Annotated in this window: 31 protein-coding genes; 6 read left to right on the top strand and 25 right to left on the bottom strand. The window is 40.4% G+C overall.

Annotated features, from left to right (window positions below; translation table 11 throughout):
* Nucleotides 1-6: 6 nt before the first annotated feature.
* Both ACMCM8_RS05610 and ACMCM8_RS05615 read right to left on the bottom strand, forming a co-directional pair.
* Nucleotides 7-1,590 carry a relaxase/mobilization nuclease domain-containing protein gene (locus ACMCM8_RS05610; RefSeq protein ID WP_412726298.1) on the bottom strand — a complete coding sequence of 528 codons (1,584 nt, stop codon included), beginning with the start codon at nucleotides 1,588-1,590 and terminating at the stop codon, nucleotides 7-9.
* Nucleotides 1,587-2,081 (bottom strand): hypothetical protein, encoded by a 495-nt coding sequence (locus ACMCM8_RS05615; protein ID WP_412726300.1) that lies wholly within the window; start codon nucleotides 2,079-2,081, stop codon nucleotides 1,587-1,589. The genes ACMCM8_RS05610 and ACMCM8_RS05615 overlap by 4 nt, the downstream gene beginning before the upstream one ends.
* A gap of 1,284 nt (nucleotides 2,082-3,365) precedes the next feature.
* Between ACMCM8_RS05615 and ACMCM8_RS05620 the strand changes: the two genes are divergently transcribed.
* From ACMCM8_RS05620 to ACMCM8_RS05640, 5 genes are all read left to right on the top strand, one after another.
* Complete coding sequence (locus tag ACMCM8_RS05620; protein WP_412726302.1) at nucleotides 3,366-3,623, top strand: hypothetical protein; 258 nt, start codon at nucleotides 3,366-3,368, stop codon at nucleotides 3,621-3,623.
* 134 nt (nucleotides 3,624-3,757) lie between these two features.
* Nucleotides 3,758-4,078: a helix-turn-helix domain-containing protein gene (locus tag ACMCM8_RS05625; protein ID WP_412726304.1), complete on the top strand. Its 321-nt coding sequence runs from the start codon at nucleotides 3,758-3,760 to the stop codon at nucleotides 4,076-4,078.
* A gap of 191 nt (nucleotides 4,079-4,269) precedes the next feature.
* Nucleotides 4,270-4,626 carry a hypothetical protein gene (locus ACMCM8_RS05630; RefSeq protein WP_412726306.1) on the top strand — a complete coding sequence of 119 codons (357 nt, stop codon included), beginning with the start codon at nucleotides 4,270-4,272 and terminating at the stop codon, nucleotides 4,624-4,626.
* A gap of 83 nt (nucleotides 4,627-4,709) precedes the next feature.
* A complete protein-coding gene (locus ACMCM8_RS05635) occupies nucleotides 4,710-5,243 on the top strand; it encodes a hypothetical protein (RefSeq protein WP_412726308.1) in 534 nt (177 codons plus the stop codon).
* Nucleotides 5,244-5,246: 3 nt separating this feature from the next.
* Nucleotides 5,247-5,477: a hypothetical protein gene (locus tag ACMCM8_RS05640; RefSeq protein WP_412726310.1), complete on the top strand. Its 231-nt coding sequence runs from the start codon at nucleotides 5,247-5,249 to the stop codon at nucleotides 5,475-5,477.
* Nucleotides 5,478-5,622: 145 nt separating this feature from the next.
* Here the strand turns inward: ACMCM8_RS05640 and ACMCM8_RS05645 are convergent, their stop codons facing one another.
* The 21 genes from ACMCM8_RS05645 to ACMCM8_RS05745 form a co-directional block, all read right to left on the bottom strand.
* A complete protein-coding gene (locus ACMCM8_RS05645; protein ID WP_412726312.1) occupies nucleotides 5,623-5,973 on the bottom strand; it encodes a hypothetical protein in 351 nt (116 codons plus the stop codon).
* A gap of 33 nt (nucleotides 5,974-6,006) precedes the next feature.
* Nucleotides 6,007-6,282 (bottom strand): hypothetical protein, encoded by a 276-nt coding sequence (locus ACMCM8_RS05650; RefSeq protein WP_412726314.1) that lies wholly within the window; start codon nucleotides 6,280-6,282, stop codon nucleotides 6,007-6,009.
* Nucleotides 6,283-6,317: 35 nt separating this feature from the next.
* A complete protein-coding gene (locus tag ACMCM8_RS05655; protein WP_412726316.1) occupies nucleotides 6,318-6,524 on the bottom strand; it encodes a hypothetical protein in 207 nt (68 codons plus the stop codon).
* A gap of 84 nt (nucleotides 6,525-6,608) precedes the next feature.
* Complete coding sequence (locus tag ACMCM8_RS05660) at nucleotides 6,609-6,848, bottom strand: RebB family R body protein (RefSeq protein WP_412726318.1); 240 nt, start codon at nucleotides 6,846-6,848, stop codon at nucleotides 6,609-6,611.
* A 38-nt stretch (nucleotides 6,849-6,886) separates the two neighbouring features.
* Nucleotides 6,887-7,129, bottom strand: coding sequence for a RebB family R body protein (locus ACMCM8_RS05665; protein WP_412726320.1), 243 nt, complete (start codon nucleotides 7,127-7,129; stop codon nucleotides 6,887-6,889).
* A 70-nt stretch (nucleotides 7,130-7,199) separates the two neighbouring features.
* Entirely contained in the window at nucleotides 7,200-7,427 is a 228-nt protein-coding gene (locus tag ACMCM8_RS05670) for a RebB family R body protein (protein ID WP_412726322.1), read from the bottom strand.
* 36 nt (nucleotides 7,428-7,463) lie between these two features.
* Nucleotides 7,464-7,688: a RebB family R body protein gene (locus ACMCM8_RS05675; protein WP_412726324.1), complete on the bottom strand. Its 225-nt coding sequence runs from the start codon at nucleotides 7,686-7,688 to the stop codon at nucleotides 7,464-7,466.
* A 246-nt stretch (nucleotides 7,689-7,934) separates the two neighbouring features.
* Nucleotides 7,935-8,516 carry a hypothetical protein gene (locus ACMCM8_RS05680; protein WP_412726326.1) on the bottom strand — a complete coding sequence of 194 codons (582 nt, stop codon included), beginning with the start codon at nucleotides 8,514-8,516 and terminating at the stop codon, nucleotides 7,935-7,937.
* A 34-nt stretch (nucleotides 8,517-8,550) separates the two neighbouring features.
* Entirely contained in the window at nucleotides 8,551-8,877 is a 327-nt protein-coding gene (locus ACMCM8_RS05685; RefSeq protein WP_412726328.1) for a hypothetical protein, read from the bottom strand.
* Between the two features lie 201 nt (nucleotides 8,878-9,078).
* On the bottom strand, nucleotides 9,079-9,372 hold the full coding sequence (locus ACMCM8_RS05690; RefSeq protein ID WP_412726330.1) for a hypothetical protein: 294 nt from the start codon (nucleotides 9,370-9,372) through the stop codon (nucleotides 9,079-9,081).
* Nucleotides 9,365-9,733, bottom strand: a complete 369-nt coding sequence (locus ACMCM8_RS05695; RefSeq protein ID WP_412726332.1) for a hypothetical protein — start codon at nucleotides 9,731-9,733, stop codon at nucleotides 9,365-9,367. Before ACMCM8_RS05695 ends, ACMCM8_RS05690 begins: the two co-directional genes overlap by 8 nt.
* Nucleotides 9,734-9,750: 17 nt before the next feature.
* Nucleotides 9,751-10,113 carry a hypothetical protein gene (locus ACMCM8_RS05700; protein ID WP_412726334.1) on the bottom strand — a complete coding sequence of 121 codons (363 nt, stop codon included), beginning with the start codon at nucleotides 10,111-10,113 and terminating at the stop codon, nucleotides 9,751-9,753.
* Nucleotides 10,100-10,540: a hypothetical protein gene (locus ACMCM8_RS05705; protein ID WP_412726336.1), complete on the bottom strand. Its 441-nt coding sequence runs from the start codon at nucleotides 10,538-10,540 to the stop codon at nucleotides 10,100-10,102. Before ACMCM8_RS05705 ends, ACMCM8_RS05700 begins: the two co-directional genes overlap by 14 nt.
* A 5-nt stretch (nucleotides 10,541-10,545) precedes the next feature.
* Nucleotides 10,546-11,523 carry a sigma 54-interacting transcriptional regulator gene (locus ACMCM8_RS05710; protein WP_412726338.1) on the bottom strand — a complete coding sequence of 326 codons (978 nt, stop codon included), beginning with the start codon at nucleotides 11,521-11,523 and terminating at the stop codon, nucleotides 10,546-10,548.
* A gap of 100 nt (nucleotides 11,524-11,623) precedes the next feature.
* Complete coding sequence (locus ACMCM8_RS05715) at nucleotides 11,624-12,295, bottom strand: hypothetical protein (protein WP_412726340.1); 672 nt, start codon at nucleotides 12,293-12,295, stop codon at nucleotides 11,624-11,626.
* A 25-nt stretch (nucleotides 12,296-12,320) separates the two neighbouring features.
* Nucleotides 12,321-14,222 carry a hypothetical protein gene (locus ACMCM8_RS05720; protein ID WP_412726342.1) on the bottom strand — a complete coding sequence of 634 codons (1,902 nt, stop codon included), beginning with the start codon at nucleotides 14,220-14,222 and terminating at the stop codon, nucleotides 12,321-12,323.
* A 287-nt stretch (nucleotides 14,223-14,509) separates the two neighbouring features.
* Entirely contained in the window at nucleotides 14,510-15,499 is a 990-nt protein-coding gene (locus tag ACMCM8_RS05725) for a GNAT family N-acetyltransferase (RefSeq protein WP_412726346.1), read from the bottom strand.
* A 369-nt stretch (nucleotides 15,500-15,868) separates the two neighbouring features.
* Entirely contained in the window at nucleotides 15,869-16,609 is a 741-nt protein-coding gene (locus tag ACMCM8_RS05730; protein ID WP_412726348.1) for an HAD family hydrolase, read from the bottom strand.
* An 18-nt stretch (nucleotides 16,610-16,627) separates the two neighbouring features.
* Complete coding sequence (locus ACMCM8_RS05735; RefSeq protein ID WP_412726350.1) at nucleotides 16,628-17,530, bottom strand: aminotransferase class IV; 903 nt, start codon at nucleotides 17,528-17,530, stop codon at nucleotides 16,628-16,630.
* 289 nt (nucleotides 17,531-17,819) lie between these two features.
* Nucleotides 17,820-19,190 (bottom strand): sensor histidine kinase, encoded by a 1,371-nt coding sequence (locus tag ACMCM8_RS05740; RefSeq protein WP_412726352.1) that lies wholly within the window; start codon nucleotides 19,188-19,190, stop codon nucleotides 17,820-17,822.
* Nucleotides 19,187-20,716, bottom strand: a complete 1,530-nt coding sequence (locus tag ACMCM8_RS05745; RefSeq protein ID WP_412726354.1) for a DUF3369 domain-containing protein — start codon at nucleotides 20,714-20,716, stop codon at nucleotides 19,187-19,189. Before ACMCM8_RS05745 ends, ACMCM8_RS05740 begins: the two co-directional genes overlap by 4 nt.
* A gap of 292 nt (nucleotides 20,717-21,008) precedes the next feature.
* On the opposite strand from ACMCM8_RS05745, the gene ACMCM8_RS05750 reads away from it, so the two are divergent.
* A complete protein-coding gene (locus ACMCM8_RS05750) occupies nucleotides 21,009-21,680 on the top strand; it encodes a nitroreductase (protein ID WP_412726356.1) in 672 nt (223 codons plus the stop codon).
* A 154-nt stretch (nucleotides 21,681-21,834) separates the two neighbouring features.
* Here ACMCM8_RS05750 and ACMCM8_RS05755 read toward each other — a convergent pair whose 3' ends face one another.
* Nucleotides 21,835-22,941, bottom strand: coding sequence for an NADH:flavin oxidoreductase/NADH oxidase (locus ACMCM8_RS05755; RefSeq protein WP_412726358.1), 1,107 nt, complete (start codon nucleotides 22,939-22,941; stop codon nucleotides 21,835-21,837).
* A gap of 95 nt (nucleotides 22,942-23,036) precedes the next feature.
* Nucleotides 23,037-24,191: an iron-containing alcohol dehydrogenase gene (locus ACMCM8_RS05760; protein WP_412726360.1), complete on the bottom strand. Its 1,155-nt coding sequence runs from the start codon at nucleotides 24,189-24,191 to the stop codon at nucleotides 23,037-23,039.
* Nucleotides 24,192-24,407 lie beyond the last annotated feature (216 nt).

Below are 24,407 nucleotides of genomic sequence, written 5' to 3' on the forward strand. Positions count from 1 at the left end.
GTTTTGTTAGAAAGTAAATTCAGAATCTGAACTTCTAGATTTGGTATATGGGAAGTGCTCTTTGTCTGACTTGATATTGTCGTTTGGCGATTGCTCACTAACTGATTCTGTTTCGACCGGGTTATTGTAGTCTCCCATTACAATAACGCCGGGCGGGTTGTCTAAATTATTCAACTCCTTATGATCACAAGAGGAAGTTTCTATATCGGTTTCTAACGCAAATTCTCTTGTACTCGGCTCTCCTTGGTCAATTTGCGCCGCAGGTACAATCAATAACCTTGTACGTTCTAAACAATTTCGGTTGTCAGGGTTAGCGAGTATTCTCCTCACCGGGTTTTGACTTGCGTGTCGTTCAAAAAGGTACTTTAGTTTAGTTGTGCAGCGGGCAGTATAATCTTTAAGTGAATGAAGCTTTCTCGTTCCATATGAGTACATAAAATCGTATGCGTCATACAGTGAACTTCTGAGTTTACGCAATTGATAAAGCTTTCTTTGAGCAGCATTTTTAAAAGAAACAACGGCGGAATCTATTGGAGTAAAAATTTTGAACAAACTATAACTAACATGTCTTGAGGACTCTGAGAAGTCTTCAGTATCTTCGTCAGGCTCAATCAAGTAATGGTGGTTGTAAAGACCAGATTCACTGTCAATTGAATCGCTGCTATAAGCTTGATTTACAAGCAGACTTATGAACTGCTCCCTATCAATAGAATAAAGCAGGTCGTCTAAATCTTCAGTAGCCGTGAATTTAAGACATCTTTGATTCAGTTCTCGCCAGCTGTATCCTTGCCCTAGAGATGCTCCACTATAATATTCTGCACCAAGACTAAAACTCAACCCTTCAACATTTAGCCCATCGAGTCTTGCTAAGCAACCAATGCCTACTTCGGCTAGCTCATCTATGAATTGTGTTAATTTCAGAGCTTTTTTGTTCACGGTTATCTTGTCGATTTCACCACGAATTGTTTGAATTTTTGTTTTAATTGGACTGTTATTCACTTTGTTACCGGGTATGTTGGAAATAAAGGGATTATTGTCTTGCTCCAAGTTATATTTAATTTCGAGTTCGTGTCTTATTTTGGCTGATTTAGCATAGTCATTTCCGTCCTTAGTTTTGAGATGCGGAGCTGTGTTTTCAATGCAAGATAAGATCAGGTGTATGTGCTGATTCGAAGTGTTTTCGTGAGAGAGGGCAATCCAGTGATTATCTGAATATCCCAGTGCGCTTACATAGTCGTGAACCAGTTCGTTCCACACACTTGGTGATAGCACTTCCCCCTCTCTGAGGGATATGACTATGTGCTTGAATGGGTGCCTTACACGCTTGTTTTTTTCTTCCAATTGCTCAAATGCGTATTTGATTTCTGATAGGTCAAGCCGTTTTGCATTATTGTGATGATCTCTATGTTCAAATGGATGTTGCGGATCAGCACAACACAATGAGTCACTTGCTCCAATGAACGTGACTTCATCATGGTCTTTGCGGCTCAATTTATATCCATTAGGGGCAACATCAAAAACGTAGTCTATAACGTAGCATATGCGTCCGCGTGACATGTTTTTTGTTTGCTGAAGGATTTCAATTATCATAACCTTGCCTCCGCATCCCGAACGTCATCAGCTAATTGATACAATTCAGTGCTAGTAAGTGTTAAAGATGCAATATCTATGATAATCGCTTTTTCATCTCGGTTGTTTTGTCGATACCAGCCTACAATCGTGTAGCAAAGCCCGGCAATTCTTCTGACTTCATTTAGTGTGCTATCAATCTTCCCTTGGATATCTGCATTACTTGATTTCTGATAAATCAGTTGAAACATTTCAAGTTGAGCGATAAATCGGCTCAATGCGTGCACAGTTCTCGTTAGAGACTTGCAAATATCTTCATTGACCGCTGGAATAGTAAAAGCGAAACTCTTGTTGCTCGTTGCGTCTAGTAATAACTCTCGATGATATTGGCTAAAGTTATCGAAGTCGGATTGTTCAAATTTTTGCTTGAGTAACTGATATTCCGTATCAGAAAGGTACGTTGCTATTCGATGAGTTCTACGCTCATCAGCGTTTGTTTTTATTTTTGTCATAACTGACTCTCTTGTTATGACGAGCGCAATGTCTTCGTAGTTGCGCGTTCTCCTTATCTCGTCTGATTATAATTTTGTAATTTCTTTGCCAAGCTGTTGCAAAGCAGGGGTCACAATAAAGCACTCAAACATTGAGAGCTTATTTGACATACCCTGCCAATGTTAAAGCTCTAAATAATGCTTCAAGCACTCCACTATTAAAGCACGATAAACGCTTTTTTAAAGCAAGAAAAAACAGCTATTTTTATGGCCTTAAACTTTTATATTTCATAAACCGAGAAAGTCGATTTAAAAGTATCTGATTTATTTGTTTTTAAATACGAAGGGGACTTTTTGACTTAGCTAATTTCTTTAAGTATTCAAGTAAAAACTATGGCTATATCTCGTAAATAGCTGCCCCATTATACAGTAATTCAAATTTGTAAACTATTGATATTAAAATGTTTTTAATGTTCGGTAATATCGTTTTGAACATTAGTGAAATTGGGCGTTATCTGGGTTTAACTGCTTGATTTTAATAATGAAAGTAGGATCTCTGGCGGGTTTCATGGGGTGTCAGGGGTCGGAGGTTCAAATCCTCTCACACCGACCAACTTATCTCTTGCTTTCAGCTATCCCCATTTCTAAGCGTCCATATTTCGGGTTCTAACCCATAAATTGGACATCACTCCTATTCTGTATTTTTTAAAGTTTCCAAAACCATATGCGCTTCTCGATGACATTTAGTTTTAGTTGTTAGCCGATGATTACGTCTATTTCTTGTAAAGAATCAATTAAACTGTTTTAGAAGGCAACTATTCTGGACTAAGTGTCAGTATCTTTATTCATGGTATTGCAATAAATTGACTGAGCGTATTACTAATGAGTAATCACTAATTTGGCAGGGATTATTGTGACTAAATCTGTTGCAAAAATTCAACAACGAAATGTTTGAATTAGTTGCTGTACAGGTAACGATGCCGCTATTGCGACGTCTCTGAAGTTTAACCCCAAATGGGAGAAGGCACTCTTCCCTCAGATAGATAACTCCATGACAAGTAAATTGGGTCAATTATCACACACATTAATTCTACCGACCAACCTACTATATTTTCTTTTTTATTGACTCTAAGTCATAAGTTTAAATTACGAGGTCAATATTTAACTTATTCTTTTATTTAATTTGATATAAATCAATCTCTTAATATATTTTTGGTTAAAGTTGAAAATGGTTGAAAAAGTTATCTATGCTTTAAAAGAATTAATCAATGGAATTATATTGTTATTTACGCTAAGGAGAGTGTTATGGCTTTACCAAATTATCATTTGCTTTTTATTTCCAATGGCAGTCAAGAAATAGATGAAGTCTGGAAGCAGTTAGAAGATCGCTTTAGTTGTAGTTTTTTTCAATTGAATAGTAATTTTTCTGCTGTTTATCAAAAAAAACAATTACTGGCGTTGTTGTTGATTGCGAAAAAGGGTTTATTTTTGCTAAAAGGCTTACAGAAAATCAAAATTATCCATGTCTTATTGTTAATGTTTGCTCAGCAACATTTCAAATAGTGGGCAATCGGTTACACCAGTCCACCAAAACCCTCATTGAAATTCTACATAACATATTGACATCTCTTACTTTATTATCTGAATCATCTAAACAGAGTAGTAATGCATTTGAGCACAAACAAAGCAGGCAGCGTGTGTTGGTAGAAAATACCTGTGAATACCTTTTAAATAATATTGATCAGGATTTAAATCAAAAAAAAATTGCCAAAGCAATGAATACCAATAGAGATCGTTTGGCTAGAGCATTTAAAGACGAAACGGGGATGGGGGTAGGAGCTTGGTTGCGAAAACAGCGAATGAATATTGCAAAAGATAAGTTGCTAACAACAGATTTTACTGTGTGTGAAATCTCTGCATCGGTAGGTTATTACGATCAAGCCAATTTTGCTACCACGTTTAAACGCACTTTTGATATATCTCCACAGCAGTATCGCAAAGAGAGCGAACGGAAATAAGCGTTATTAAAGGTCGAAAGCGACCGTAGATGTTCAACCTTTAGGAAAAAATCATCCAGCTGGATTCGGTTTAAATTTTTAATTTGGTTTCCTATATAGGGAACGCATTGAGTGAGTATATGGCATGCAATTCGCAATGCAAGAAGGTGAATATAATTGAGTCTAATTGACTTTTTAAGAGGATAGCCAATTTGAAATTTTGCGCATCTAAATTTTTACTTAAGTTGAAGAAGTGTAATGGGGATCAATTTGCCATCGCCACTCTATCTGAGTGGTGTGCTTTAGTGTCTGTAGTGGTACTACAAAGTTATGGTAAAGCCCAGATGGCACGTGTTATTGGTATTGTGGAGTCTCAGTTTTCAGATGTGTTAAATGCGGCAGCAGAGATTAATAGTGAGCACAACGAGAATACGCATAGTGAGTGGGTCTATCAGGAAGTACTGAACTTTTACAGTTGGATTGGTTGTCTTAAGGGTGTTCCTGACGCACTGATTGAAAAGCGATGGCAGGAGTGGGAACCAGAGATGCATCACTTTGATTCTTGCTGACCTAACCAAAACGGACTAAAGGCGGGATACAGGCGAATAGTAACTGAATCTCACCAAGCTGTTTAATAAAAGGCATACTTACAATGGCAATAGAATACAATACATTAGACTTTTTGACATTGAACGACTTGGTTGATGAAATTGTTCATTTTGCATTATCCAACGATTATCAAAACCCCAAACCTACCCCTATATTTATTGACGAATTTAGCTGCGCCATGAAAGAACTTTTTGTCATTTATGAACAAATTAGGGTAATGCCTGAATACTCACCGAAGGCATCGTTGGAGGCCCTTTCTCGTAACTATAGTTTGACCTATGATGGCTTGTCTAAATTAATGATGGCCTGTCCGGATCCCGATGAAGCACTTGGTTGGTTTGATTATCGAAAACAATATAAATCTAGAGCTCTACAGTTGAAAAGAATAACTGTACTACTAGATTGGCACCAGTCAATCTATATGGTGTTTGTGAACCTCGTTCCGGAATTGCCTGTGCCTTGGATTGCTGCGGAATCCTTTAATTTGTCTAATACTGAAAATTCAGAACAGCGAACTAATTCCGCTCAGACAGAAACGCATACCGTTATAGAAGAAACTACCAAGTTGTTCTTGTAAAACATGTCTAAGTCTATTTCACCTCTATTGAGCTATGATCGCTTTGGCTGGTACTGGCAGCCTAAAAGCTGGTTGGAAAATATGTCCCCTACAGACGCTAGAAAAGCGACGGAAAATACAACCGGTATTGATCAACAGGGAAAAGCACTATTAGCGCAGGCCATATTACGAGAGAAAAAAGAGATGCAGGCTGCGCAGGCAATGCAGTTTATGTTGGATGCATTGAGAAAATAGGGAGCTCTTGTTGAATCAAGCTGGTTAGTGCCTATTGAAGACGACTAAATATAGTGAATGCGCAATATCTAGGTAAGAGAATTAAACCGGAAGTGTTGCTCGGGTCTTTCCGGTTTAATCAAGACTATTGAGATACATAGTGCTGCTACTTTTTTGATGAAAGATACTGGCGAAAAATTTGTCTCGCTAGACGTTCAGGTTCAGCGGAGTTCGCATAGTTTCTGTTCAGTGGATATTGATGGAACAGTGATCTGTCCACCATTGAAACCTTGTTTACTAGAGGCTCAAATTCACTGGCCATGGTTGGATTTTCAAGCCATTTTGCATAAGCTGAGCCTAAGGCTACCATCTCAATTGTCGACTGATTTCGCAGGGCATCAACCTCATTCTGTGCAGAAAATGCAACAGATTGCACTAGTGCAGTTCGTGCAGCATCATCGATTGAAATCCCTTCAAATTCAGTATTCTGTTTTTCATTATTTTGTGTTTTTGACATATCTCAATTCACCTTATTGATGATTAAAAACAGTTAATTACCACTGTTTCCAGCTTGTTTTGACTTTTGCATCTGATTTTTAACCTGATAAAGATAATTGATCATACTGGTCAGGCCCTCGCTATTTATTGTCGATGAAAGTGGTGTGCTTGATTCAATAAGCCCAGCCGGTGGGCTTAGCGATACCGATAAGGATAGTAAGTTTTGTGCACCGTTGTAGCATAGTGACCATTTTCCTGGTGAAGTACTATCAACTTCATCAAATGGTGCACTTACGCAATTCGATATATCTTGGGTTTTTGAAGCCATGATTTCACTCCTATAAAAGATTGATTATTGACTTTCTATGAGCCAAGTATTTTCTTACAAGTCTGCACCATTGCGGAGTTAGCCAGAGTTTGTGAAGAATATTGGTTTGTGGTGTTGTTTAACATCGACAAGGTGAGCGCATTAACAAGTCCTCCTAGGGAAAGGACCTCCAATGTCTTTGTACTTTGATCTTGTACTTCTTGGTTGATTTCCGCTGAACTCTTTAGTGTTGATTCGGGCATAATACAAATCCTGTTTAATATGAATATAAAGCTTTAAATTTCGCTGAAAAACATCAAATTGATGTTCTTCAGCGTGCTTAAGGCCTATTTGTTTTGTGAAAATAATTTGGTGACACCCAAGGTTGTTGCTGCCTGGTAACTGACATTCGCCTGTTGTTGTGCATAAACGGCATTTGCTGCCGCCATAGCGACAGAGTTGCCTATGGTCTGATACAAGCTACCCATAGCCATAGCTGGGGCTTCAGCAAGTACCTTGGTGTTTGCAATTGTCACAGCATCAACAATAGCACCGTTAACTACTGTAGGTTGTGTTGGATTTGCCATACTGTCCTCCTGTATTTAAATGTTGTGATTTCTTTTAATTAACCTTTGTTTTGTTCAAAGAGTTTAGTCACACCTAGTGTACTTGCAGACTGATAACCAACATTTGCTTGTTGCTGAGCATAGACCGCATTCGCTGCAGCCATTGCCACAGAGTTACCTATCGTTTGATACAAACTGCCCATTGCCATTGCTGGAGCCTCTGCAAGCACTTTTGTATTTGAAATAGTGACTGAATCAACAACTGCGCCATTTACTTGAGCTGGTTGAGTTGGATTTGCCATGATTAATTCTCCTAAATGTATTCATTTTGTTTAAAATATTTGCCTAATATCAGGCGGTACTTGTTTAGCCTTAATTTTGACTAAACAGTTTGGTTACCCCTAAAGTCCCTGCAGACTGAGAGGTCATCCAACCTTGTTGCTGTGCATACACAGCATTAGCCGCAGCCATCGCGACCGAATTTCCTATGGTTTGGTACATACTTCCTAGTGCCATCGCAGGTGCGACGGCAGTAGTTGAAGCATTTGTGTCAGATATAGATTCAACGATTGCACCGTTGATGTTGGTGGGTTGCGACATGTTAGTACTCCTTTAATTTGTTAATGAGGTAATCAATTAACTATTGTCAGAGAACAGTTTTGTCACGCCTAAGGTAGTTGCTGCTTGATATGCTACATTGGCTTGTTGTTGGGCATAAACGGCGTTTGCTGCAGCCATAGCCACTGAATTGCCTATGGTTTGATACAAGCTTCCCATCGCCATTGCGGGGGCTTCAGCAAGTACTTTTGTGTTGGCAATGGTGACTGCGTCAACGATTGCACCATTTACAGAATCGGACATATCAGATCTCCTTATAGTGTTTTTACAGGTTGTTTGAATCTCTATGAGAAGATTCAAAACTGATATTTCAGAATATGTGCCAAAGACAAAAGTTATTTTTAGAAGTGTGTAAGGTTATGAAAAATATATTATATTTTGATTTTTAGGATTTGAGGTGAGTGGTTGAAATCGTTAATTAAACTGGTCTAAATTAACCGAAGTGGTATACAAGCGGGCTGGATTCGACCGTACAAGCTGTGATTTCCTTCAACTGTTTTTATGGTCAAGTAACTTGTAATAATATGCAGGAAGGGGTAAACCGACAATTTGTGCACCTTTACGATCTTCTTTGAAGCCTTGTGCAACAAAAATGGGAGCTAAGTTAGGATTATAAAGTGTAGTCGAGATACGTAAATTACCTAATGACCTGGCATTAGAGGCGATTTTAGCAATTGTTTTTGAAATAAGGTTGTTTATGAATCGTACGGCTAGCTTGGGAATTAGAGGTGAAAATAGGCCAAAATCGGCGGGAAGTATTTTCAAGTAAGCGAGATATGATTCTCTCTTATCATGATAAATAATAATTTCAGAGCAAGTATCCCCATTGACCAAAATTAATTTCTCCCAATAAATGGAATTTGCGAGAGGGGAGGGAGCATCTGTTAATGGAAATAATTGTGAGGTAGTTGCAATTGGATTTAGGGTATACGCAACGATATCATCAAATACTCGGGGTTTTTCTTTTTGCAGTGCATCTAGACGAAACTCTCTGACGATCTTTAGCGAGATATGGAAAGCCTGTTCTATTTCAATTTGCGGTAGCATTGAAAAACTAGCAGCCGTGTTCATTTTGGTGCCTTAATCTTTATTACAAATACTAAGGTTAAGTCGCATCAAACATTGCTCTTATTGCCTGTAACTCCTGACTATCTTCCTCAGCGCCCAATGACCCTCGTTCATAGATATTGGTGGGAGGAGGAGGGGGATTAAAAAGTTGTGATTGTTGAGCGAACAATTCCTGTATATTTAACGCAAAGTCACCTTGTGTATTCTCCTGTTGATTGCTAATAACATTAGGGAAAGCCATTTGTACAGGAGAAAAGCTCTCTAAATTGTATATTGACATCGCTTCTTGAATAAGTTGTTCTCCATTATTAAGAAGTGGATTTTGCGGTTCATTTTGCTGTTTTGTTTTCTTACTATGCGTCATAGTCGTTCTCTTCGTGTAAATATGTTTAAAACCTCTAACTGAAATCACATCCTTGTGAATGGGCTACTTCTATACAACCAAAATCTATTGCAGGGGATTAATGCATAAAGTGAATTTCCTCTTTTAAATAGTGATTGTTCAGCTAGCCACTGCTGCACTAACCAAGCCCGATGACGGGTTGGTGAATAGCACTATTTCAACCTAAGGCTTTAAATCCTCCAGCACTTTTGCACCCGATTCACCTACCTTTGTTAAATTCTCAGCGGCAAAGGCGATTGTTTTTGTTGCGTTTTCTATAATGTCTTTATATTCCGACATGGCGGGGTTTGCTAGCCAACTTGCAGAAGCAACGCCAATAACAGTAGTTTCAATTGTATTTATGTTTTTTAAAAGGTCTGCTGCGCTTTGAACCGCAAGTGCGATAGATTGATTTAGGTGAGGCTGAATAAGCTCTTGCGCCGATTCGGTATTCTCAGGAGGTTGACTATTACTCATCTAATGCGCCCTTTTGCTCCAGAAGACTCTTCACCTCATTTTGTCGTTTATCTATGTATTGTGCTGTTTGTTGGGGCTTGTTAAAACCTGATTCAAGAATGCGTTCTGATTTCAATGCTTCATTGTATGTAGGTAACGCATCGAGTAGCTCCATGGGATTTTTACCATTTGGGATAACGTCTTGATTGAGTGAAGCTAAACATTTTTCTAAGTCTTTCAGGTTTTTCTGTGCGTCGATTGCTTGTGTTTTGATCGCTGACTTTAATTGGTAACTGATATCAACGAACTGTTTGAAATTTTTGAGTTGATCAGTTTCAAACTGTTTGCTGGTTTCAATGATTTTATTTATTGAGATAGTCATGGATCAGAGCAACCGAGTTATTCACCAAAATGCTCATTGGACATTTTGGCTAATAAATGAGAATACATACGATCAAAATGTGCTTGGGTCTGTAAAAAGTATGTACTTTGTTTGCCGTGCTTATTTGCATTTAAGCCTTGATAAAAAACGCGGTTAGCCTGTTCAATCCATAGGTTGGGAGAAGCGTTTAAAATATAGGGTTTACTGATAAAATCATTATTAAAAGATCGATTAGAACCGTCTTTTTTTTCTGTAGTAAAAGTCTCATTATGTGCGTTCTTGGCAGAAGTTTGGTTTTCTTTTAATTCTGCAGAAGAGGTACATTCAAAAACACCCAATTGATTCTTTTTCGTTTCAAATATTCGACTAGGGTTTGTCATTGCTTGCCTCCTCATACATTCTATTTTCAACATTGTGAGCTAGCTGTAAATTGCTATTCATTGTTGCATTGATACGAGATATTATCGTATCTAGTTGCACTAGATTTTGGTTTTGAAGATGTGTAATTTCATCAATTGGAACCGTGGGTTCTGGGGGAACATAGGATTCATTTTTTGAAGTAGTTCCAGGCTGGTTTGTATTTTGTGACGGCGACTGTGACGTTGTAGCTCGTGGAGACTCTGGACTACTTTTTAAGTGTTGGAGCATGTCGTTTAATTTTGCTTTTTGCTCTTGCATTAGCTGCAAGAGTAAGTTGTCAGCATTTTTGCAAAGTAATGTAACTTGTTGTCGCGCTTCATCGGCGACAGGGTCTGGCATTGTTTTTGACTGATTAGCCAAAGAAACTGGCTTATTAGATTTTGACATCGGAGCTACCTCAATGACATGATTTGAGCAAGCCTACGTTCAACCACTTTTCGGTGAACGCCTAATAAACGTGCGGCTTCTGATTTGTTGCCGTTACTGACTTCAACTGCTTGTTCAATCAATGCATCGTGAATAGTTTTTAACTTGTTGGATATTGGCATATCAATGATTTCCTGCGCGACCCTTGTTGCCCAATCAGTTATGTCATGGCAGACCGATAATTGTTGAATTGTCTTTTCTGATATTGTCGTGGATTCAGCAAGGATCGATATTTTTTCCACCATATTTTTCAGCTGCCTGATATTGCCAGGCCACTCTGAAAACTGAAGCAGCTTAAGTGCGCAAGGGAGAAAGTGAATACTATTAGTACTTTGAGCAAAGTAATTGGCCAGTAATGGAATATCATCTCGCCTTTGATGAAGTGCAGGTATTGTTATCTCGAATAAATTGAGTCGGTACCACAAGTCTTCGCGAAATGCTTTTTCGTCAACTTTTCTTTCTAAGTCGACATGGGAAGCACTGATAATACGCCCGGTAAATTGCATGAGTTCAGCGCTGCCGATACGACTAAACTGCTTACTTTCTAACACGCGAAGCAACTTCGCTTGGTGCGCAAGAGGTAGTTCTGCAATTTCATCAAGAAACAAGGTGCCGTGATTAGCTTGGTAAAAAAAGCCTTGTTGCTTTTTATCCGCCCCTGTAAAAGCTCCTTTTTCATGACCGAAAAAAAGAGACTCAAACAAATTCTCGGGAATGGCGCTGCAATTAACAGAAACTAGATTTCCCTGTCTTTCACTTAGTTTGTGTATTGCCTTGGCAAAAAGCTCTTTCCCTGTTCCTGTTTCACCATGTAAAAACACTGTTCCACTGCTTTTCGCTATTTTAATAACATGATTGGCTAGCTTCCGCATGTCAGGATTATTACTAATAATTCCCGGCAACACTTGCGGAAACATAGGGGTGAATTTTTTCACTGTTTCCACAACAAAATCCTTATAAATTAGAGAGTATTAATTTAGCATTTTAATCTGTTTGTTTTTTTTGAATTTGTCATGTTTTTTTTTGAATTTGTCATGTTTTTAATTAATCTTTGAATAACTGGTGTAGCAATAAATCTATATCATCATCGTCATCAAGTGTTGATTTTTTTGTGTTTTGTTTTTCGGTATTTGAAGTGCAAAAAATGTTACTTGAGTTTTCATGGGTGGTTTTTAGTGTTTGTTTTTCTTGAGTTTTGTTTTGGATTTCTGAAGTGAATGAACTCAAAGTGGATTTGAATGTATGTTGGCTCAGATAATCATTAATCCCTTTCTTATGTGTATAATCTGCATTGATATCAAAGTTGTCATTGTTGGTTGAATATATGGGATCTGTGGAATCTATTATTTCGTTATTGTCATAGTTGTTTTTTGTGTTTTTATAGTAAGTTGTGGCTAATTCTAGGAGATTTTTTAATCTATTGTTTATCTCCTTTGCTTCTTTATTGTAATTGTTTAGTTTGAATATAAGTTTATTTTTTTGATTGTTTTCCTCGGATATAATATGAAGGATATCTTTAAAGGTTAGCGATGGTTGTGTCATGTCTGTTAAAGTTGTGTCGGCTTTTTTAAAGGTTCTTTTTTCAAATGCTTGGGTTGCCCAATCTATCAGCCGTTGTCTAACCAAACTTTTGTGCGTATTTTTCTTGTCAGGAAAAATCTGCTTTATGAGATTAATACATTCTATGTAATCAAACGGTAAATGCTCGGTTGACACGGCTGACATCTCCTTTTCAGTATCGTTATTTCACAAAGTACTCGTTGACTGCTTTCTCCGCATTCAAGTTTAGTACCGTGGAATTTGTGGATTTATACAATGCACGATCTACGATAGAGCCGCTGTATTTAACATTTTTAACTATGAAAGGTTCATTAACACCAGCGCCCCATCCTCCACGTGCCCAGATGTTTACTGGTGTTTCACCGTCAAAATCTTTAAATAAAAGGGCGTAAAGGGAGGTGATGAAAACTAAGCAAACGTCGTCATTTAAGTTTGTTGACTTAACATCTTTACAATAGCTAATTAAAGCTCGGTTTAGGTCCATATATGACGTTACAAGGGCTGCAAATTGCTCACGGCTCTCTTCCCCATTAAGATCGCTAATATTAAATGGGTTTTTATTTAGTGAGACATCGAACTCTTCTGGAGTTTGGTCATTTATTTGAACTTGCTTAATCCATGCACCGACTTCCTGAAACAGATCTTGCGCTGATTCTAGTAAAAATGGATTGATGTACTTTTTCGGGCTTACGTCATCACCACTGTAGGGGAAAAGGTAGTTGTCTACTTTTAGTTCTTTATCAGAAATAAATTCTGCAACGCTCTTCCAGTTTATATCATCTGGAGTTGAATCAAATTGCATCCCTTTTAAACCCCAGCATATGATATGTGCTAGTGCATTTACGTCTATTTCATCGGGGTTAGCAATGCCAAAATTCGTGAAATTTTTGCCATCTCCATCGTTTGAGAGAGCACTTACTTTTGCAGGGTCTGCGTCAATACGTATAATCCTCGACTCGTCGATAACTGGGTATTTATCTTCTATACTTCTGGCACACAAGAACTTGGTTTGACTTGTTTTCATGGAATAAACGAGTTTTAGCAAATGGTAGTCTTCCATGTTTACCTCACCCACCAAATCATATTTAAGTGCTGCGTCTTTCGTCGACTCGCCAATGAAAGAATTTGACGTGATACTGATCCCCGTAGAATTAGAAGGTTTCTGAACGTATGAGCCAAAGTAATTTTTCAATTTGCTAATTTCCGCCTTTAATAGCGAGTCTGATTCTGACGAGGTTTCGAAAACCTCGTCAACGTCTGAGCGTGCTTGCTCTGCAAAGTAATAGGCGGGGCTTTTATAGAGTGTTTGCGACGTGGTGTCTGAGCAATAGTTAATGCTGCCAGTGTATAGGCTAACCGCGCCTTTTGTTTCTGTTAGCCTATTTTCTTCAGCACTTTTGTCTCTTTCCACACCAACAAACAAGCTGCCTCTAATGTCCCAAACTTTATTTGGGCCTCCTTGTGGCCAATTGCAAAAAGCGCCACCAGCGCCGTATGACCACAAGTTAATTCTGTTTGCCTCGCGAGTTGAAAGTTTATCCTCAGTGGCATTGCTGGCACTTTTTATGGATTTTAAAAGTCCTCGCAGTTGAGTGCGGATTAACCCTGGTTGCATGCCCATTTCTGGTGAACGAATAAGTATTTTTGTGGGGAGACCAGAGTCGCGACCAGACGCCTTTCCCATATAAAGCATTGAGACCGAAGGAAGCAAACCTAACTTCCGTTTTACGCGTTTTCCTTTTTCTTCTTCTAATATGCGGGTTGGTAGTTTTTGATACACCTTAAGAAAGTTCATAAAAACACATTGCTGGAATACATCTAGCCATGCCTGACGTTTAGCGTTGAGAGTTTTATTGTTTATTGTGTTGTGCTTTGTAACAAGCTCAGTTGAACCATCTGGAATACCTACCCATCCTTTCCACATTACCGGCATGCCGTATACCGAAATCGGGCTTTCAAACAGACGACCTTGAGGATTAATATCCTCTCTTTCTATTACTAAAACATTCCAACCTTTGTTAAACAATTCCTTAAGAATTGGACGAACTTCTTCATCCATAAAACCGATATAAACGTCAGACATTTTTGGCTCCTCAGTATCACTGGCTTTGATTGCGTTTTTTGATTTCCTTTTATGTGGTATCGCAAACATGATGCCAAACGTTATGATTGCTTAAGGTGTTGTTAATTAATTATTTTTTGATTTTGTTGGTCAGTACAATGTAAATTGTGATGGTCGATATTTACCAGGTTAAAGCGTGGGTATGGATGTCAGTATCCAAACACGAAACCGAAAAAAGAGAGCTTCTTGAAATGGAATTGATTTTTGGGATGACAGTGAGCAAATTACTTTAGTTTAGGATTATAAGATCACTGTTGAAGCGGTGATAGAGTAATACCTGAGTTTAGTTTTTCAAGTAACCAGAAAAGTTGCTGGTAAAGGGTTTCGCTATGTGTTTCTTTACCCTGATAATAGAAAATTTCGTTTTCTGATGGTGCTATTGCGGTAAATGGGAGTTTATCAAAATCAAGCTTTGTAATTGCTTTGTGAGATGAAGTATTGTGATCAAAAATTTTGGTAAAACAGCTTTCCATACCTAATTTTTTGTAGCCAATATCTAACAGTATTCGAACCGCTCTTGGACCCAAACCCTGGCCTTGAAAATCTTTGCCCAACCAATAGTAAAAGAAGCCAAGCTTGTTATGTAGTAGTAAGCATACCGATCCGATAAACCCCCATTCTTCATGCACGATAGCGTATAAATGCTGGTGATTATCTCGTTTGCATTCATATAACCAGTTGATCCAATGTTCTGCAGATTCAAATTTAGGCATTGAACAAAGTTCGGCGATGGCAGGATCTGCAAATTGCCAGATAAAGTCACTAACATGATGATATTCTAGGGGGGTGATGTGTATTTTACCCGTTTTTACCAAAACCTCCTTGTAGTCTTTTTCAGTTAGTTTGCTTTTGAGATAAGTTTGTTGTGCCAATAGTTTTTTATCTGCTGGGAGTTCAATTATCCAGTTATTAAGAGTCGATAACCCTTTTTTAAAGTCTCCTAATTGTATATAAGGAAAGACGACTTCATGGCAGGTGGGATTCACAAAGCCACGCTTACTTAGGTCAATAAGCAAAGGCCAATCACAAATGTATTTTACTAACTCAGCTAATTGTTGCTTTTGCGTTTTTGTCAGTGTCGATGCCTTATCCTTAATTGTAGACCTTAGATCTAACATTAGCTCTAACCTACTTGAAGGTGTTATTTGAGAATGCTCTGTCATGCAGAGTTTGGCTAATGTAACGTTTTCTGTAGCAGTAGGGTTGGATACTTGGTTTTGTATTTTTACACCACTCACTTGTCACGCCTCTTGATAAGCGACTAATAGTGGTAAAGTTTTTGGCAATTTTTGAGCCGTGCGAGAAGTTAACATCAAATTTTATTTACTTTCCACTTTTTAACAACTTACATTCTTTTTAAAATGAGTAATGCAGGTGAGGGCGGTCAATGTCTAGGCCGAATATGACCTAAACTTATTCAGCCCTGGAGGATTTTAACCAAACTGATAATAGGATGTTGCGTATTTTAAAAAACAAGTTGATTAGGCAAGTTCGAAAGGGGGACGCCGATAAATTTATTTGCGTGCTAAATACATCCCAAAATTAGTGTTGCTTATAGCTAATATTTTTAACTACTAACACTCATATTTCCTATAATTATAGCTTTTTTAAAGCTCAACAAGCCCTAGTCTCAATTTATTTTTTGCCATTAATTCATAATAGGGCAAGGCGTCTTGTACCAATTTGCCAAGCTCACCGTTTAATTGTGGCAGTGGTTTTGCTGGTGTGGTTGTCAGCCCAGTGCTTTCCCATACTGAGGCATACCAGTGCGAGGCCCATACACCGTCAGCCGCGTTTCCGCCTTTTGGCCAGCTTAGCATTTGCGATTGGTATTCAATGCCTATCGCGTCGCACAGTGCAGCCAAGGCTTTGGCTGGGTTTTTAAGAATATCATCACTGTCGATCACCACAGGGGTGTTACCTGTGAGGCTTTTTACTGTGTTAAACAAGGCTAGCTGGCGCGCAAAGCCAATATCGCTAAGGGTGGGAGATTCACGTTTTTGTTGGTAACTCGCCACAACACGGGCGGGATGACGAATTAAAAATACATTGGTGAGTTCGTCTAGCCAATCTAGGGGAAAGCTCTCTACCATATGGTGCGTCATGTGCTTTTGGTAAAACAGTGGTTTGTTGTCGGGGTATTCCCCCAAACACTGGGCGATAACTTTTTCTGGCTGGCTAGGCTGTGCCTCAATGATTGCTTGTTGCATGGGGTGTTGTAAGCCTGTCGCCGTTAGGTATGCGGCATAGAAAGGTTCATCAATCACTGCACAGTCACTTCGCGCGGCAAATGCGTACATCATGGCGGTAGATAAATTGCGTGGCCCAGACCACATGGCTATGCGCATTGTCGTTCCCTTGTTGTTTTATAAGGTCGGGTTAATTAGGTCAAAGTACCACTGTCTTATTTGTTGTGTCATAGGACCAGGGTGATTTTCTCCTATTTGTCGGCCATCAATATGCGACACTGGCGTCTGTGCACCAAAGGTACCGGTAAGAAACGCCTCGTCAGCACCATAAGTGTCGACCAAAGAGAAATTCTTTTCCCTCACCGTGACACCGTGATGACGACATACTTCAATCACCTTTTGTCTGGTGATGCCATTCATACAATAGTCACCAGTAGAGGTCCATACTTCGCCTTGACGGACTATAAAGAAGTTGCAGGCGTTGGTGGTGTTTACAAAACCGTGTATATCCAACATTAAGGCTTCATCTGCGCCACATTTCTCTGCAGCAATGCAGGCTAATATGCAGTTAAGTTTACTGTGACTGTTTAGTTTGGGATCTTGCGTCATGGGTAAGCCGCGAAGGTGAGGGACGGTAGCGAGCTTAATGGGCCGTGAAATAGCAGGCTTTGAGTGTTCGCAGATGATCACGAGCGTCGGGCCTTGTTTTGACAGAGCAGGGTGTTGAAACGGTTTGCTCTTTATCCCTCGGGTAAACATCAGCCTGGCGTATACATCGTCGTGCATATTATTTGCCTGACGGGTTGTCTCTAAGGCGTTTATCACTTCACCTTTGGTCATGCCTAAATCAAGATCAATGGCCAATGCAGCTTCAAACAAGCGGTTTATGTGTTCGTCTAGAAACGCCCATTTTCCCTGATAGAGGCGCAAGCCTTCCCAGATACCGTCGCCCAGCATAAACCCGCTGTCGTATACCGAAACCTTTGCTTCGCTTCGGTGAACGATATCGCCATTGACATAAATGTTAATGTGCTCATTGCGCTCATCGTCAAGTGAACTGTGTGTACAGACGTCGTTCATAAACTTCTCTTATCAGGCGGCGTAGTATACGTGTGGTACGTGTTTTTACTTATTTGGGAGATTGTTTATTTTGTGGGCCAAAATTGAAAATTGTCAACGGGCAAAATACGGCGTGATATATGAAAGCCCGATAAGTTGAGCTATCAAATCAGCGTGATTGTCTGGCTAATGTAATTTTTACATATACCAATGTGGATCCCGTCATAAAAAGACACATGCCGGTGAATACATGGGAAGCATATTGACACTATGTAAACTTAACGAGCTTTAGTCATGTTTGGATTTGAATTTAGTCGACAGGAATAGTTACGGTTATCGTAGTGCCTTCATTCGGAGCAGAAATAAGCGCAATATCCCCATTTAGTTTTTGCGTAACTAAATTATACAGAATATTCAAACCCAGCCCTGTGCCCCCTTTATCACGAGCTGTAGTGTAAAAGGGTTCAAACGCTTTTTTATGTAACTCTGCTGGGATCCCTTTCCCATTATCTGAAACACTAATACTGAGACCGTTATTGGTTTTTTTACCAATAACACACACGCGATTTTTCTCATTTAAAGTGTAGCCGTCAAAGGCGTGTCGTTGGGCATTGGAAATTAAATTAGTGAGTAATTGGGCAATAACACCTGGACATGTAGTGATAAAAAGATGAGGTGCTATATCAATCGAAAGCGCAATATTTTCTTTACGTAGCATAGGTTTAAGCGGGTTTAAAATACGAGGTATGTAATCATCAAGTACAATTTCTTCCTCCTCCAAGGAGGTTTGGTCCGCTGAGGTTTGTTTGAAGTCTTTGATAAGGTTAGCGGCTCTCATTAGGCTCGATTCCGCAAGGTTTAATCCTTCTAAACAGATATGATTAAACTCTTTGAAACCTTCTTCTGACAAAGACTCATTTTCAAAGTCTTTGTAAATACTTTTCAATTCTTCTTTACAATTACTCACCGACGTTAGCGCAATGCCCAACGGGGTATTGACCTCGTGCGCCACGCCGGCCACTAAATTGCCCAAGGCCGCCATTTTTTCAGACTCAACCAGTTTATCCTGTGCAGCTTCGAGGGTTTTGAGTGCTGACTCTAATTCGGCAGTTCGGTCTCTAACATTTTTTTCAAGTGTTTGGTTGGCATGTATTAGTTTTGCTTCGTAATCGGCACGTTCATTGGCGCTGACCGCTCGACCATACAAGTCAGCTAATGTGGCGGCAAACACTATTTCATCTGAATGCCAGGTCCTTGCTTTTCCTTGATGTTCACAGCAAATGATGCCGATCATTTTCCCTCTGTGTCGAATAGGCACATCAAGCATAGAGGTAATTCCCAAAGGTGATAAATAGAGTTCTGAAAACTCAAACGTCGCGGGATCTGTATTGGCATCATGAGCTGCAATACTGCGTTCATAGTCAAGGGCTTCAAAGTAGTGCGGGAAGTCGGCTCTTGATAATGCGAGGTTTTCGCTATCTAAATCGTTGCCCTTATCGATAAGTAAGCGACATTGTATGAGAGATTGCGTTTCGTCATATAGCCAAATTCCAGCCCGAGACAATTCTAGCCCTTCACAGACCGAATTAATGATTAAACGTGAAGCAACTTCCAATTCACCTTTATCAATATCTTCACTTTGGCTGACGCGAAGTAATATAAGTTCTAGTGTTTCTCTCATTCGTCTTCATCCGGCTCTTGTGCTCTTATTTCAAGGATTTCATCAAAATGCTCTAGCAGCACATGGGTGATAAGAGGGTCAAATTGCTTTCCTGCATTGTCTTTTAAATAGGCGATAACTTCTTCTACCGACCATGCGGGCTTATAGCAACGCTTAGAAAGAAGAGCATCTACAACGTCGATAATTGCCATAATACGCCCCTCAACCGGAATGTCATCGCCAGCTATGCCTTCTGGATAACCTTGGCCGTCCCATCTTTCATGATGGGTTTTGGCAATAATGGCGCCCATTTTTGCAACTGTTCTATTAGAGCCAGCTAGTAGCTCATAACCTTTTTGTGCATGAGTTTTCATCGTCTCCCATTCTTCGGGATCAAGTTTGCCTGGTTTGTGAAGTATGGCTTCTGGAATACTTATTTTGCCGACATCGTGAAGCGCTGCGGCGTAGCGTATTGTTTCGATAAACTCTTCGCTCAAATGCAGCTTTTGTGCAAGAAATTCGGCCATTAAAATAACACGCTTAACATGCCCGCCTGTCTCTTTACTGCGCATTTCGATGGCATCGCTCAATACCATAATGAGTTCTTTTTGCGTTTGTTGGATGTCTTCCCGCTGGGTCAGATTTTGAAAAATCACAGACACGTTAGATGCAAACATTTCTAATGTTTTTCGTTGCAGGTTATCGAGTGGCTCCTGCAGAGTTACATATAATATGTTGTGATTACCTTGCCCTGAAGGATAGTAGCCAATAAAGCGATCTTCAGATTGGAAATGGGCTTTATTTTCCAGTACCTTTTTCACTTCCTCTTCTATATTGTTGGGTATCTGAGAAGAAATACCAGAATCACATAAACCAACAAGATCACCACTGGTTCCTAACACGACCATTTTTGTATCACCATAGAGGTCTGTGTGCTGAGTAGACAGGTACAGCACGGAATTATTTAGGTTCAGTAAAGTGAGAATTTGTTTAAGTACCGCGCTACCAAATTGAGCAAGGGACTGACTTTCAAGCACAGAGGAAGACGATTTTAACACTTCTTCCATCCCACGTTTGCCCTTTTCAATGGTTTTTATGTCGCGGTAGGAACGAATAGCAGTATAAACACAAGACTTAAGCTTCATAGAAGAAAGCTCTGTTTTTGCCTTGTAGTCGTTGATATCGTAGTCTCGAATGACCTCTTCTTCGGGGGCTTGTCCAGGTTGTCCTGTGCGCAATACTAAACGGGTAGTATGATTGTTGAGCTCATTTCTAATTTGATCGATAAGCCGTAGTCCGGCATCGTCACTTTCCATGACGACATCTACAAACGCTAATGCGATGTCGGGGTGTGACTTAAATAGTTCAACACCTTCTTTGGCGCTATAAGCAGATAAAAACTCTACGCCTCGTTTTTCGTATGAAAATTTCCGCAAGGTCAATTTAGTTACTTCATGAACACCACTTTCGTCGTCGATGATCGCTATCTTCCATGGCGCTAGACGATTGGTGTTTGATACTTCATCAGACTTTTTAAATAACGACATAAATAATTACAGCTGGAAGAAATATGTACTTTAACCGTAATTCACAAAAAACGATCTCGCAATCATTCGGAACGAGATTCGTTCTAAAGTCCAATGCCATATTTCCACTGCTCTACGAAATATAAAGAACTGACAAGACGGAATATACGGTATGGTAGTAAGTAGTCGGTTTACATTGCTATAGATATCTATAAAAACAAACAATCTGAAAATGAAAGGCCCGTTATTGCGAAGTCATCACTGCGTGTTTAATCTGACCGTTCCCTCAGTGATTAACATGATAAGGAAGGCTATGAATTTTGCAGAGTTTGCGGCGTCGAGAAAAAGCACGCGAGGTTTTACATCACAACCGGTAACGAAAGAAACGGTGGATGCCATTATCAATGCAGCCAAATGGGCGCCGTCTTCCTATAATACGCAGACGTGGAAAATCCATGTGGTAACAGGGGATGTACTTGATAACATTCGAAAAGGCAATACTGAGAATACGCTGGCAGGCAAGCCACATGTTCGAGATTTTCCCTATAAAGAAGACTATGAAGGAGTGCACCGTCAGCGCCAAATAGACGTCGCGGTTCAATTGTTCGAAGTTATGGGCATTGCACGAGATGACAAAGAAAAGCGCATGGACTGGATGATGAGAGGGTTTCGTCAGTTTGATGCGCCAGTATCTTTAGTACTTACGTATGATAAGTCTCTCGAACCAGCGGGTATCACGCAATTTGGTTTGGGATCGTTAGCATACGGCATTGTATTGGCAGCGTGGGACTTAGGCTTAGGTTGTGTGATAAATGGGCAAGGGATAATGCAGTCTGAGGTGGTTCATCAATGTGCAAATATTCCTGATGATGAGGCCATTATGATTTGTATCGCACTTGGCTACCCCGATGACACGTTTGGGGCTAACCATGTCCGTTCTGCTCGTGCTGATAACAGTGAGTTTGTTACATATCACGGCTTTTAGTCGATGGGGCAGTAGTAGAATGCCCGTCTTTTTTTTTAAACAGAATCGACATTGGTGTAAAAGCTAGTTATCCCTTATTTTCTAAGGAGTGATAAGGGGGAGATGCGGCATTGTAGGAATACCGCATAATCTGCTTCATGTTTAGGGATGTGCGTTATCTTTCATCAGAAGGCGTGTACCGCTCAAGCCAATGGGCGTAAGGAGCGGGCATGACCCAAGAGGGCTTGTTAACCCCCAGTTGCTTCGCGGCAAAATAAGCCCAGTGGGGGTTGGTTAAATGCATTCTGCCCACCATGACCAAATCAAGTTGTTGCTTGGCTACCGTTTCGTTGGCCAGTTCCGGCGTATCAACCCCCCAAGCTGTGGCAACAGGGATACCGACATCGTTGCGTACTTTTTGTGCTACAGGTGCAAGAAAGGCAGGCCCCCAGGGAATATCTGCTTCAGGCGTATTAAATCCCATACTAACACTAATAAAGTCTGCGCCAATCTCCTTAAACTGCTTCACCAGCTCAATAGACTCTGCTAACGTCCTGTCGTCGTCACCATCATATTCGATTACCCCAAACCTCACTGTGAGAGGAAGGTTGTCAGGCCATACAGCACGCACAGCGCTTAGTGTTTCTAACAAAAAGCGACCGCGACCTTGGGCATCACCACCATATTCGTCAGTGCGTTCGTTGGCGTGTGGGGAGAAAAAGCTCTGTGCTAAATAGCCGTGTGCAAAGTGTAATTCTAACCATTCAAATCCTGCGTCTAATGCACGCTTTGCGCCATTGACGAAATCGTTTTTAACCCGTTCAATATCCATTTTGCTCATCTCAGTGGGCGTAACGGGAAGGTGTGCGCCAAATGCTTTTGCGGAAGGGCCAATGGGCTGCCAGCCTTTTTCACTATCAGGCGAGATATGATCGTCGCCTTCCCAAGGGCGGTTTGCACTGGCTTTGCGGCCCGCGTGGGCAATTTGTATGCCCGCTACGGCACCTTGGCTTTTAATGCGTTGGGCAATGTTTTTAAGGCCATTGATGTGCGCATCTTTCCATATGCCTAGACAATTTGGCGTAATCCGGCCCTCGGGTGACACGGCGGTGGCTTCAACAATCACCAATCCTGCTCCACCACGGGCAAAAGCTTGATAATTGGCTTCATGCCATTGATTAACAAATCCATCCTCAGCTGAGTACTGGCACATGGGGGGAACCGCAATGCGGTTGCGAAGCGTAACATCTTTCAATGTAAACGCATCAAATAACGCTGTCATAGATCTCTCCACAAAAAACGAGGCAAGTATCGGAAAAATTATAGAAGAAGCACCGCGCAAGCAGCGCCTGCGCGATACTTTAATTACGAAGTGAATTAAGCGGCTAGAGTGAGAATTTCACGCGCTTTGTCAAGGTCAATGTCGCCGTGTTCGCCAAGCGCAGTTAGCCCATTGCGCTTAAGGTTTTCAACCAACCCATCAATAGACGACTTGTCAATATTGTAATCTGACAAGCGTGTCTTAACTTGCATAGTTTCAAAGAAATCCTGCACCGCTTTGATGGTTAAATCTATTGCTTTGTCTTTGTTGTCTTCTCTGATATTGAAAACCCGTTCGCCTAACTGCAGAATTTTTTCCTGCTTTTGCTTGCGTTGTACATACATCAATGAAGGCAAAACAATAGCTAACGTAACGGCATGATCCAACCCGTGCAGGGCGGTTAATTCATGGCCAATCATGTGAGTGCCCCAGTCTTGTGGGACGCCTTTACCAATCAGTCCGTTAAGTGCCATGGTGGCTGACCACATGACGTTTGCACGCACGTTGTAATCTTCAGGGGTGGCGAGGGCTTTAGGGCCTTCTTCAATGAGTGTCTGCAAAATTCCCTCAGCAAAGCGGTCTTGGAGGGGGGCGTTTACAGAGTAAGTGAGGTATTGCTCTATAACGTGCACAAAGGCGTCAACCACGCCATTTGAGACTTGTCTGACTGGCAGCGAGTAGGTAAATTCAGGATCTAATACTGCGAATACTGGCTGAACTGTTTCTGAAGAGAAAGAGAGTTTCTGTGCCGTTTCACTTCGGTTAACCACAGAGTTTCCATTACTTTCAGAGCCCGTGGCGGGTAGCGTAAGTACTGCACCAATAGGTAGTGGAGACTCAAATGCTGCACCTTTTGCCAATATATCCCATGGGTCGCCGTTAAAGTTAACCGCCGCGGCGATAAACTTGGCGCCGTCAATAACACTGCCGCCGCCTACAGCTAGAATGAAGTTAACGTTGTTCTCACGTGCCACGTGAACGGCTTTCATCAGTGTTTCAAATTCTGGGTTTGGCTCAACACCTTGAAATTCCACAAACTTTGTCCCACTAAGTGCAGTAATTACTTGATCGAATATGCCATTTTTTTTAATCGAACCGCCACCGTACAGAAAAAGCACTTTGGCATTTTCAGGTAGGCGAGAAGACACTTTACTCAATTGGCCTTTCCCAAAAAGAATTTCAGTTTGGTTTTTAAATGTAAAATTAAGCATAGGTTTCGCCTGTCCTCTTAGTTTTTAAATAGGTTTTATAATGACGCTTTTTACCGTGTGTGCCAATGATAGGTGATAACGCCACCTAATCACTGGTTTTTCAATTTAAAAAGCCTTCAGCTAGGCATGAATGTTTTCTTGTCGAAATGCGTTAAGCCCTGCTTTGAAACGGTCGTGTTAATCTGTTTATGCATCTTAGCCAGTTTGGATTAATGT

It is taken from the genome of Alteromonas sp. D210916BOD_24 (assembly GCF_047159385.1).
GTDB lineage: Bacteria > Pseudomonadota > Gammaproteobacteria > Enterobacterales > Alteromonadaceae > Alteromonas.